10 protein-coding genes are annotated in these 10,847 nt (G+C 45.4%); 3 read left to right on the top strand and 7 right to left on the bottom strand.

Annotated features, from left to right (window positions below; all coding sequences use genetic code 11):
- From PCY11_RS07350 to PCY11_RS07340, 3 genes are all read left to right on the top strand, one after another.
- Window positions 1-222, top strand: a 222-nt coding sequence (locus PCY11_RS07350; RefSeq protein WP_301362633.1) for a hypothetical protein, incomplete at its 5' end; no start/stop codon positions are given.
- Between the two features lie 58 nt (window positions 223-280).
- Complete coding sequence (locus PCY11_RS07345; RefSeq protein WP_254741383.1) at window positions 281-1,453, top strand: hydroxymethylglutaryl-CoA synthase; 1,173 nt, start codon at window positions 281-283, stop codon at window positions 1,451-1,453.
- Complete coding sequence (locus PCY11_RS07340) at window positions 1,453-2,715, top strand: hydroxymethylglutaryl-CoA reductase, degradative (protein WP_301362630.1); 1,263 nt, start codon at window positions 1,453-1,455, stop codon at window positions 2,713-2,715. Before PCY11_RS07345 ends, PCY11_RS07340 begins: the two co-directional genes overlap by 1 nt.
- A gap of 308 nt (window positions 2,716-3,023) precedes the next feature.
- Here the strand turns inward: PCY11_RS07340 and PCY11_RS07335 are convergent, their stop codons facing one another.
- The 7 genes from PCY11_RS07335 to PCY11_RS07305 form a co-directional block, all read right to left on the bottom strand.
- Window positions 3,024-3,851, bottom strand: a complete 828-nt coding sequence (locus PCY11_RS07335; protein ID WP_023919160.1) for a PrsW family glutamic-type intramembrane protease — start codon at window positions 3,849-3,851, stop codon at window positions 3,024-3,026.
- On the bottom strand, window positions 3,844-5,505 hold the full coding sequence (locus PCY11_RS07330; RefSeq protein ID WP_023919162.1) for a C69 family dipeptidase: 1,662 nt from the start codon (window positions 5,503-5,505) through the stop codon (window positions 3,844-3,846). Before PCY11_RS07330 ends, PCY11_RS07335 begins: the two co-directional genes overlap by 8 nt.
- A 436-nt stretch (window positions 5,506-5,941) precedes the next feature.
- Window positions 5,942-6,946 carry a type 2 isopentenyl-diphosphate Delta-isomerase gene (fni, locus tag PCY11_RS07325; protein WP_301362628.1) on the bottom strand — a complete coding sequence of 335 codons (1,005 nt, stop codon included), beginning with the start codon at window positions 6,944-6,946 and terminating at the stop codon, window positions 5,942-5,944.
- Window positions 6,943-7,950, bottom strand: a complete 1,008-nt coding sequence (locus tag PCY11_RS07320) for a phosphomevalonate kinase (protein ID WP_254741371.1) — start codon at window positions 7,948-7,950, stop codon at window positions 6,943-6,945. Before PCY11_RS07320 ends, fni begins: the two co-directional genes overlap by 4 nt.
- Window positions 7,940-8,890 (bottom strand): diphosphomevalonate decarboxylase, encoded by a 951-nt coding sequence (gene mvaD, locus PCY11_RS07315; protein ID WP_301362627.1) that lies wholly within the window; start codon window positions 8,888-8,890, stop codon window positions 7,940-7,942. The genes PCY11_RS07320 and mvaD overlap by 11 nt, the downstream gene beginning before the upstream one ends.
- The gene (gene mvk / locus PCY11_RS07310; protein ID WP_173018945.1) at window positions 8,872-9,750 is read right to left on the bottom strand and encodes a mevalonate kinase; all 879 of its coding nucleotides are present in this window, start codon (window positions 9,748-9,750) and stop codon (window positions 8,872-8,874) included. The genes mvaD and mvk overlap by 19 nt, the downstream gene beginning before the upstream one ends.
- 148 nt (window positions 9,751-9,898) lie before the next feature.
- Window positions 9,899-10,840, bottom strand: a complete 942-nt coding sequence (locus tag PCY11_RS07305; protein WP_301362626.1) for a serine hydrolase domain-containing protein — start codon at window positions 10,838-10,840, stop codon at window positions 9,899-9,901.
- Between the last annotated feature and the right edge of the window lie 7 nt (window positions 10,841-10,847).

Here is a 10,847-nt window from a genome sequence, read left to right as displayed (position 1 = left end):
ACGCAGTGGTTGAGTGGGCTCTACTACGCTGATTTCATCAGCTTTTACAGCCCTACTCAACTGTGCGGAGGTGGGACGACGAAATCGAATTCTAACGAATTACCGATTTCTGTCCCACTCTCTTTTTATAGATTTTCTATTTTTTCTTTGAAACATTGCAAAATCGGTCCCGAGAATGATTTCCTTGCTGATCTAGCTTTTTCAAGGGAGTTTAACCCTTAAATATGGTAAAATAGTAACGAAATATACTAGTAGATATCAAATAAAAAAGAGGTTAAGAATGACAATTGGGATTGATAAGATTGGTTTTGCGACGAGCCCTTATGTCTTGCGTTTAGAAGATTTGGCTACTGCTCGTGATACTGATCCCGAAAAACTGAGCAAGGGTCTTCTCTTAAAAGAACAAAGTGTTGCACCGATCACAGAAGACATCGTCACATTGGCTGCTACTGCAGCAGATGATATTTTAACAGACGAAGATAAAGAAGCGATCGACATGGTGATTCTTGCTACAGAATCTGGAATTGACCAGAGTAAGGCTGCTGCTGTGTTTGTCCATGGCTTACTAGACATCCAGCCTTTCGCCCGCTCTTTTGAGATGAAAGAAGCCTGCTATGCTGCGACTGCTGCCTTGGATTATGCTAAACTCCATGTTGAAAAATTCCCTCAGAGTAAGGTTTTGGTCATTGCCAGTGACATTGCTAAATACGGAATTGGAACTCCTGGAGAACCAACACAGGGGGCTGGAGCAGTTGCTATGCTAATCAGCCAAAATCCTCGTATTCTATCTTTTAACGATGACAATGTTGCCCAAACACGCGATGTCATGGATTTTTGGCGCCCAAATTATGCGACAACTCCCTTCGTGAATGGGATTTATTCAACGCAACAATATCTAGATTCTCTGAAAACAACCTGGGTGGAATACCAGAAACGGACTGGCCTTGCCTTGACAGACTTTGCGGCCGTCTGCTTCCACTTGCCTTATCCGAAATTAGCTCTCAAGGGCTTGAAAAAAATCCTGGATAAGTCAGTGTCAGAAGAGAAAAAAGATCAATTACAATACAACTTTGATCAATCGATTCTATACAGCCAACGCGTGGGAAATATCTACACTGGATCTCTTTTCCTAGGCTTGTTGTCACTACTGGAAAATGACCCCCAACTCAAAGCTGGGGACCGAATCGCCCTCTTTAGCTATGGAAGTGGAGCGGTTTCTGAGATCTTTAGTGCCAACCTTGTTCCTGGTTTTGAGCAACTCTTAGATCACAAACGCATGGAAAAACTGGACCAACGTACGGTTCTTAGTGTTTCTGACTACGAACGACTCTTTTATGAGGAAGTAGATCTAGATCCTAGTGGCAATCAAGTGTTTGAGCCTGCTACGCATCAAACTTTTGCTTTGACAGAGATCAAGGAACACCAACGCATTTATCAGAAAGTAGAAAAATAATGGCACGATTACCAGGTTTTGCAAAACTTTCTCCCACAGAACGCATAGAGGCCTTACTGAAGGAAGGCCTCTTAACTTGGGATGAAGCACAGATCTTAAAAGAACAAAAGGGACTTCCCCTTTCTATTGCAGATCAATTGACGGAAAATGTCTTGTCGACTTTTGACTTGCCTTTTAGCCTTGCTCCTTATTTCCTGATCAATGGTCGTGACTATGTCCTTCCCATGGTCACAGAAGAGCCTTCCGTGGTTGCAGCTGCCAGCTTTGCAGCCAAGCTCATCCAACGTTCGGGCGGCTTCACCACCCAGGTGCACCAGCGCCAAATGATCGGTGAGATTGCTCTGACGGATGTTGAAGATAGGAATACTGCAAGCAAGCGCATCCTCGAAGACAAAGAAACCCTTCTTCAGATGGCTAATGAAGCCTATCCTTCTATCGTTAAGCGTGGAGGTGGAGCGAGGGATCTTTGGGTCGAAAACAAGGGGGACTTTCTCATTGTCTACTTGGCTGTCGATCCCAAAGAAGCCATGGGAGCCAATATGCTCAATACCATGTTAGAAGCTCTGACCGATCGCATCCAGGAACTCTCTGGTGGTCAGGCCTTGATGGCAATTTTATCCAACTTGGCCACTCGCTCTTTGGTGAGTGCACGGTGTGCCATCGATTTTAAAGCACTGAGTCGAAATCCTGAGGAAGCCATTGAGATTGCCCACCGGATGGAGCTAGCTAGCCAACTGGCTCAAGTGGATCCTTACCGTGCGGCTACTCATAACAAGGGAATTTTTAACGGGATTGATGCCCTGGTCCTTGCGACAGGCAATGACTGGCGGGCCATCGAAGCAGGAGCCCATGCCTATGCTACACAAAGTGGTTCATACAAGGGCTTGAGCCACTGGACAAGTCAGCCAGAAGAGAAAAAACTCTATGGAGAGATCACCCTACCAATGCCGGTTGCGACAAAAGGAGGCTCGATTGGCCTCAACCCAACGGTTCAAGTCAGCAACCGTTTGCTAGGAGAGCCTTCTGCTATTGAATTAGCAGGTATCATTGCGTCGCTCGGTTTGGCGCAGAATTTCGCGGCCCTCAAAGCCCTAGTCACCACAGGAATTCAAGCAGGACATATGAAACTCCAAGCACGCTCCCTAGCCCTTCTAGCAGGAGCAAAGGAAGAGGAAGTTCCCCGATTGGTCAGCCAACTCCTTGAAAACAAACCCTTTAACTTAGAGAAGGCACAAACACTCTTACAAGAATTGAGAAAATAAAAGAACTAAGACAAACTAATTCTTTAGTAAATTAGGTCAAGTGATTCTGCAAAGAAATAAAAATGAGTTCTAATTTTTTAAATGAATCGAGAATATAATGAAACTTTCCGCCGTGAAAAAAGTGCTAGAAACACTTTTGTTTCTAGCACTCGGAATTATTGAGACCTTAGGCTCAATAATTAGTCATGGAACTTCTTCGAAGTTCGCTGACGTCCGTCTTCACCTAAGGAAAGTTTCTAAGATGATTTTATCTTCACTTTGAGAACTAAGACCCACGTCTTAGTTCTTTTGTGTTTGAAAAAATTTTCTTATTGTTTTAAAAATGGCAGATCGGGCTTTTTCTTGGTATAGAGCACCACTTCGATAAAGGTCCCTACTTGGACGGCAAAGAGCAGTCCGACGAGAAGATTAATCCGATGGTCTGTTTCATAAAACGGAGAGTTCCATAAGAAGTGATTGGCTACTGTCGAGAGAACACACCAGAGCCCAAAGAGTTTTTCCTTTTGCTGGGTCACTTGAGACAACAAGAGGAAGACACCAACTGATACAACAGCTGTATAGAGGGCATGTGAAGCTAATCCACCAGATATCCGGTTAATGGCCTCAGTAACCGCGGCTAATTGGCTGGTTTTGGTTTGGCGGGCAACGTACCCTAAATCCTCAATGATTTGAAAACCAAAGCCAGAGCCCAAGCCTGCAATTAGAATCGTTTTTAGATCTTTCTTGCCAACCATCAAGACAACCCAAAAGGCAACTAGAGCTTTAAAGAATTCCTCTGAAAATGGGGCCGTCAAGGCATCAGTCCACTTGTTAAAGACAGTGGCATCCTTGATCACATGGCTATTCATAATATCAATCAAGCTATTGCCTGAAAAGCTCAACCAGCCTGCTACGAAGGCACCTCCAAACATGGCAATCCATAAGACATAAGTTGGGACAGATAACTGCTTGGCCAATCGTTTTGAAAAGAGATAGAGCGGGATAATAATTGCAGCTAAGACAGACAAGTTTAAGACCAAATCTCTGCCGGCAGACTGACTAAATTCTTGTTGAGAAAGATGACCGAGTTCAAACTCCAAGCCAATTCCTGCAAACAGTAGAAAAAGATAGATAGAGGCTCTTTGAATTTTAGTCATCTTGTTTTCCTCCCTTTTGTTTCTTTGAGCGAATCAGATAGATCACAATCGCTAGAAGGGTTGCCCCGAACAAGCCTGCTGCTAGAATGTAATCATAGTCAAAATCAACGAGATCAATCTTCTCTTCATAAGCAGCATCTTCTTCGTCATCTAGATCCTGCAGGGCACTTTTCCCGTGTTCATCTGCCACCTTTTGTTCTGCTTCTTTTCTGATTTCTTGCAAGCGTTCGAAGGTCTTCTCAGCTCTTGCTAAGCTTTCCTCTGTTGCCTTCTTACTAGCTTCTTCAGGCTGAGAAGCAAGAGCGATTTGTTCCTGATCACTCAGATCTTGTTCGACCATCCACTGAGACTCCAATCGTTCCATTTCAGTACGAATCGCCCCATCTTCGAATAAATCTGGATACTTGGCCACAAGGTCATTGATTCTTGAAATGGTCCAATACCAAGAGCGATCATTGTAATGATCCCCTAATTCTTGGTAGGCTTGATAGGTGTTGAGAATATTGCCATAGTACGGTAGGTATGGAGCATTTCGTGGACTGCCCATCGACAGCCACATGGTACCTCCACCTGCACTCGCTGGGACCTCATCTTTCAGTTGGAAAATATGGGCCTCCATGACATTTGGATTGGAAATGGGGTATTTATAAACCGCATCAAACTCTCCTTTTTTCGGAATGCCTTTTCCATCCAGCTCCATTTGATCCTGTGGTTTATATTTGGTTCCTTCCAAACGATTGCGTTGGAGATTCATGGCATCGCGAAGGGTTAATTTTCGATCGGTTGTATGAAGAAGGTCAAAGGACGCATCGTCATATTTAACAGGAGAGCTTGGGTCTAGCGATTTGATTCCCGACCAAACCCGAGAGCGGTCTGCTTCTTGCAAAGGCGGATTATAGGATTGAGAAACGTGGAATTTTCCGTCCACTTCCTTATAGCTATTGGCTTCTTTGGCGACTTTTTCAAGATCTTTTGAGGCAATCGTGCGTTCGGTATCTGACAGATCTACATGCCCTAAGAAAAAGGTATTTGGAAAGACCGCAAACCGATCCTCTGGGAAGAGAATCGCCGCATATTGATGGCCAGATAGGATTTCCATATACCAGACGCCTTCTTTATCGGCAATGGTCACAATATTTCCTTCTGCAGCGCCTTTTTCTTCGACGATTTTAGCAATGAGTTCAACCCCTTCTCTTGCGGTTTTCACACTTGGGAGAACGATACTGGTCAAGCCCGATTCTGCAAGGCCATCCTTGACGTAGGGATCCACTTTTTGGATCTTGTCATTTGCTGAAGCAGATACAGTGGCAGAAATGGAAACCCCATATTCGTTGAATCCTGCTTCGTCAAAAATCCCCTGATCAGGGGTGACATCTGGGACCGCTGTATACTTATAGCTAATCTCTGGCAAGGGATATTGAAAACCGTTGGCAGCATCTTCAAAGATGGCTCCTTTTTTATTGTAGACACGCTCTCTGACCACAAAATTTTTATTATGGTTGGGCTCTAAATCTTCGGTACGCCCTACCAAGGTCGAGCCGTCGGCCGTCAGTTTCTTCCCAATGATGAACCCCGTACAAGCCTCAACAGGTTGAGCAATCAACAAAAGCGGAAGCAAGGCTGCTACAGCTGAGCGAAAATAGTGCTTCTTCATCCTAAACTCCTTTTTAAAAATGTTTTTCCTTATTTAGTATACTCTTTTACGATCCTGTTTTGCAAGCGTTTCCAGCAACCGTAAACGATTCGTAAATTATCAGAATTTTTGAGGGGAAACACTTTTTCAAAAAAGAAAGGATTGGCTTTAAAAAGTCAATCATTAGAATATAGATAAACTATTTTAAAGTAAAATAAGTTAAGCGATTCTGCAAAGAAATAGAAATGCATTCCAATTTTTAAATCGATTCAAAAATACTGAAACTTTCCGCTGTGAGAAAAGTGCCTGAAACATTTTTGTTTCAGGCACTCGGGAGTTTTGAAACCTTAGGTTCAAAACTAAGTTATGGAACTTCCTGGATTGCTGAAATCATCCACTGGATAATTTCACCTAACGTCCGTACTCACCTAAGGAAAGTTTCTAAAATGATTTTTCTTCATTTTCTCTGTTGCTGAGCTTGCCACAATTTTCCATAGAGGAGATAGTCGACTTCTCGGAGCTCTTTCAGGTTCTGACAACCGAGCGCACAAAGGAGTAATCTAAGGTCTTCTTTCCATCCTTGGACAATAGCAATCACTTCTTCGATGCTCTTGGTCTCTACCATTTCAAGAAAAACGCGTGAAAGCCCTACACCACGCGCTCCAAGGACCAAGGCCTTCACCATATCAAGGGGATGACGGATGCCACCACTCGCGAGGATCTCAACCTGATCTATCTGATCTTGTAACTGTAAGAGACACTGCGCAGTTGATTGTCCCCAATCATCCAAATAAGCGCGATTGCCTCCACGACGATTCTCAATATAGGCAAAACTAGTGCCACCACGGCCAGAAATGTCAACGGTTTTTATCCCAGCATCTAGTGCCAGCTGAACTGTTTTAGGATCCATACCAAAGCCGACTTCTTTCAGGACTACCGGCACAGGAAAGGCCTGCCCATAGCTCTGGAGATGGTCTTTCCAAGTGTGGAAAATCCGCTCCCCTTCTGGCATGAGTAACTCTTGCATCAGATTCACATGAACTTGAAGAAAGAGAGGTTGTAGTTCTTCCACTGTTCGCAAGCCCAATTCTGGCTCTTTATCGATGCCAATATTGGTCGCTAAAAGAAGACGAGGATGGTCTTTTTGGACCGCATACGATTGATCGTTCGGATCCTTCAGCCCTGCGCTGTAAGAGCCAGTCACAAAGAGAATCCCACAGGCTTCGGCTACTGCTGCCAATTTTTGGTTGATCTCTTTGGCCCGTTCACTCCCACCTGTCATGGCATTGATATAAAAAGGAACCTCCCAATCACGCCCTGCGAAATGAGTTGTTAGATCAATCTCCGCTAGATCCACAAGGGGGAGGGATCGGTGAATCAGCTCGATCTCATCAAAGCTATTATAGGAGGAGCTTTGCTCCAAAGCATAGCGAATATGCTGGTCTTTTCGATTTTCGCTCACGAATCTCCCATCCTTTCTTGGTAAATGACTTCAATATTCTTTTTCTTCCAGCGCTCTATCAAGATCTGAGTCTCAACTGGGTCAAAACTAAGGGCGATCCCACAGTCGCCTCCTCCAGCACCACTGGATTTGGCACTGGTAGAAAGGCCCTCTGTCGCTTCTTGTAGCTCTTTTAAAGCTGGGGTATAGATCAAAGGGTTCAAAGACTTTAGGTTCTGATCGGCGCGTTTGATACTGGTCTCAATTTCTTTTTGGTTCCCTTCACGGAGGCCTTTTTCAAGATTTTTCACTGCGCTCTGACTTTCTTTGAGAAAGACTTCATTAATCGCCCCCTTGACCTGGCGGATCAAATCACTTGAAATCGCTGGTTCCTTGGTCCAACCGACCAGAAAATCATAAGCGATGGCTGGCTGGATCGAGCGGATCTGGTAGTCCCAATCCAGGTCTAAAACTTGTGAAAGAGGCTGAGAAGTCAAGACTTCATGCAACCAAGCCCGATCAAAGGATTGGTAATAAATCAAGTCCTCGAAGGCGATACAAGCCAAATCGCCCATGGAACCATTGTCCCCTCTTTGCACCAAGACCACTGCTGCTAGTCGAAAGAGCAGGTCCGGATGTAGGTCTAATTCATACAGAGCGGCCATGGCCTTGATCACGAGCAAGACCACACTTCCGCTGGAACCAATCCCATACTTTTTCCCCTCTTCGCCCAATGTTCCCCTAAGGTGAAGATCAAAAGGTTTAGGGGCTATTCCCTGATCTTTCAGCCACTCTTCCATGAGCTGAATGGTCTCTTGAATCAAGGTGTAGTCCTTATTTGGGGTCAAATCCACCTGGTAACCAAAGAGATCTGAGGCTAGCTGATAGCTTCTAGATTCTTGGATGGTAGCTGACAGATAAATAGGGATAAACTGAATCACAGCTCCATAACCAGGCGTTAGCACCGCGTATTCTCCAGCTAAATAGAGCTTGCCTCCAGTCTGTACCTGATACTTAGTCTTCATCTTGAGGGTCCTTTGTCTTAGATATGATGGTCCGATAGCGGGCGTCAAATAAAGGCACCAGCTGATCCAAGTCTTCTTCTAAACAGAGAACCTTAACATTTGGCCCTGCATCCATGGTAAAGTAACAAGCATGGCCTGTAGCGCGAAGCTCACGGACAAAGTCCATAGCTTTGTGGCTTTCTTCTGTCAAGTAGCTAAAGGCTGGAGTGGCTGTTCTAGTCGTCGCATGCATAGCAAGGGCATTGCGCTCTGTCAACTGACCGACCTGTTCAAAATCATTGCCAGCTAGATAGTCCAGCATGTCCTTATAATCTTGTCGAGACTCTTCGATCCATTCTTTGAAATTAGTCGAAGTCTCCATGCAGCGTTTCATCCCTTCCCGGCTGGAAACGGGCTTTTGCTTGTCATTGAGAACCAGCATGATCATAGCCAGTTTCAGGTCTGTTTTAACCTTATAAATTTCTCCACTTTCTTTGTCCCAGGCTGCTAAGGGACCAAAGAAAGACCGTGAAGAGGAACCCGAAGCAAACTTGGCTTTTTGAGCTAATTCCTCCTGGCTCAAGCCCAAATCATAATACCGATTGCAAGCCTTGACGAGAGCAGAGAGGCCGCTCGAGCTAGAGGACAAGCCTGCTGCGGTTGGCATGTTGTTGCTGGTATCCACCCGAACAAATCCTGCTTCATCTGATGGCTTCAAGCCATCAATCACAGCTCCAATTTTAGCTTGCTCAGCTGGATTTTGGAATTCCCCATCGATGTAAAACTCATGCGCAGTCGCATCTGCTGGCAAGGGTGATAGCCTTGTCTCTGTATACATATTCTCTAAGGTTAACGAAATCGAACTGGTCGAAGGGACCATTTGTTTGGCATCTTCTTTTCCCCAGTATTTGATAATCGCGATATTGGCATAGGACTTAGCCTTTACAGGTTTTCGATCCATGTATGGTGCGCTCCTTCTTTTTCTAATGCATGGGCAATGGTTGCTGCTTCACGAGAATCCTTGACGAGGGCAATCACACAGCCACCAAGACCGCCTCCGCTCATTTTAGCGCCTAAGGCCCCATTCTCAAGGGCAACGGCAACCAGGTGGTCTGCTTCAACACAGCTGACACCGACGGCTCTCAAGTGCTCATGGCAAGTAGTCAGAGCCTGTCCTAGGCTCGTTAGATCATTCATTTTCAGAGCCTCTTCCACCTGCTGGGTCAACTGACCAATCTCATGGAAATGGGGCAAAACTTCCTGCCCCTTGGCTTCAACCTTTTGAATCGCCTCACGTGTATTGCCGTGAATCCCCGTATCCGCAATCACCAAGCTCGCTTTTATCCCCAGCTCCAGCGGGTAAAAGCCGACATTCCGGATGAATTTAATGGCTTGATCACTCAAACAAGTCTTGGCATCGAGCCCGCTTGGATTCATATGGGCAATGGTTTCTGCTCGATTGACCAGGATTTCTAAGGTCTCATCATCCAGCTCTTTCTGATAATAGTCAAAAACGGCACGAATAGCGGCGATACTCACCGCCGCAGACGATCCCATCCCACGTTTTTCCGGTACCATGGACTGAATGCGACAGCGAATCCGGGCCTCGCGAATCCCGAGGTGCTCAAGAGACGCAAAAACCGCCATGGACAAGGTATCATCTTCAAACAAAATCCATGGACGATCTGCCGGGACGATCTGGCAGATCACTTCTATATGATGGAGTGGCAGCGCAATAGCCGGATAACCATAGACCACCGCATGCTCTCCAATTAAGATAATTTTACTATGCGCCCTTCCGACGCCTATCTCTTTCTTCATATTCATCTCGCTCTATTAAGGTCATTACTATTTTAATATAAATCAGCCAAAAAAGCGATGCTTTTGAAGGAAATCCAACCTAAGACGGAGTTGAGTTCTATCTGACAGATAGCAAAAGGCCAGGATCCATCATCCTAGCCTTCCATTTCTATTTCTCAAATTCTTGTTTGATCAAGTCCATCAAATAGTTGCGGTCCAGGATCCATTGGGCCCGTTCGTCCTTCTCATAGATCCGGTTGGACAAAAAGATCACAGCTTCCTGCCTCTTTCGATTGTACATGATGAAGGTTCCTGTATAGCCCGTATGATCCAACCAGTCCCCCTCTAGATTCCATCCAAGAGCGCGGGTCTTGCCCTCTTCACGCGCAAAATTCTGAGACAAGTCACGCGCAAAATCATCCTTCAGATAATGCTCTAAGAAGCGCTCTAGATCAGCAACAGTTGAAAAAAGACCAGCACTTCCCGCATGACAGCCCAATACTCTCGCTTTGGGATCATGAACACTTCCAGAAGCAAGGCCACGGACCGTTGGCACCGCCTTTTCGACCGGTCCAAACCGTGTCTCCGTCATCTTCCAAGGTGTAAAGATCAGCTCTTCAAATAAACGATCCAAGGTCTGGTGAAACCTGTCTTCTAACCAAAAGCCCAGTAAAAGAAAATTGACGTCGGTGTAATGAAAACTCTTGTCTTCTTTTAACTGCAAATTTTCAAGGGCTGTTTTCAACTGTCTCGCATCCAATTGATCCCGGTTGGGGATAAAAGGATCAAGTCCTGACGTATGGGTCAAGAGTTCCCGGATGGTTGTCTTCTCATGAGCAAAACGCGGGTAAAGCTCTTTAAAGGGGCGATCGAGCGGAAGCTCCCCTTTCGCATACAAAAAGGCACAGATGGTAGCGACTCCGACGACCTTACTGACACTGGCCAAATCATAGACCAGGTCAGCCACTACTGGCTCTCCTTTTTCAGGGTCCGCAAGTCCTAGATAGTGCTCACTCCACTGACCATTGCGGTAAAGCGCAAGAGAGGCACCTGGATAGATGCCTTCTTGGATTTGTTCGGTAATTTTTTCGATGATTGCATTCACGCTCATCACTCCA

The organism is Streptococcus sp. SP8 (assembly GCF_030440045.1).
Lineage (GTDB): Bacteria > Bacillota > Bacilli > Lactobacillales > Streptococcaceae > Streptococcus > Streptococcus parasanguinis_I.
This window is presented reverse-complemented; position numbering and strand designations above follow the sequence as displayed.

Coding starts and splice junctions, on each gene's coding strand:
- PCY11_RS07345 (WP_254741383.1), top strand. CDS start 281: ATGACAATTGGGATTGATAAGATTGGTTTTGCGACGAGCCCTTATGTC.
- PCY11_RS07340 (WP_301362630.1), top strand. CDS start 1,453: ATGGCACGATTACCAGGTTTTGCAAAACTTTCTCCCACAGAACGCATA.
- PCY11_RS07335 (WP_023919160.1), bottom strand. CDS start 3,851: ATGACTAAAATTCAAAGAGCCTCTATCTATCTTTTTCTACTGTTTGCA.
- PCY11_RS07330 (WP_023919162.1), bottom strand. CDS start 5,505: ATGAAGAAGCACTATTTTCGCTCAGCTGTAGCAGCCTTGCTTCCGCTT.
- PCY11_RS07320 (WP_254741371.1), bottom strand. CDS start 7,950: ATGAAGACTAAGTATCAGGTACAGACTGGAGGCAAGCTCTATTTAGCT.
- mvaD (WP_301362627.1), bottom strand. CDS start 8,890: ATGGATCGAAAACCTGTAAAGGCTAAGTCCTATGCCAATATCGCGATT.
- mvk (WP_173018945.1), bottom strand. CDS start 9,750: ATGAAGAAAGAGATAGGCGTCGGAAGGGCGCATAGTAAAATTATCTTA.
- PCY11_RS07305 (WP_301362626.1), bottom strand. CDS start 10,840: ATGAGCGTGAATGCAATCATCGAAAAAATTACCGAACAAATCCAAGAA.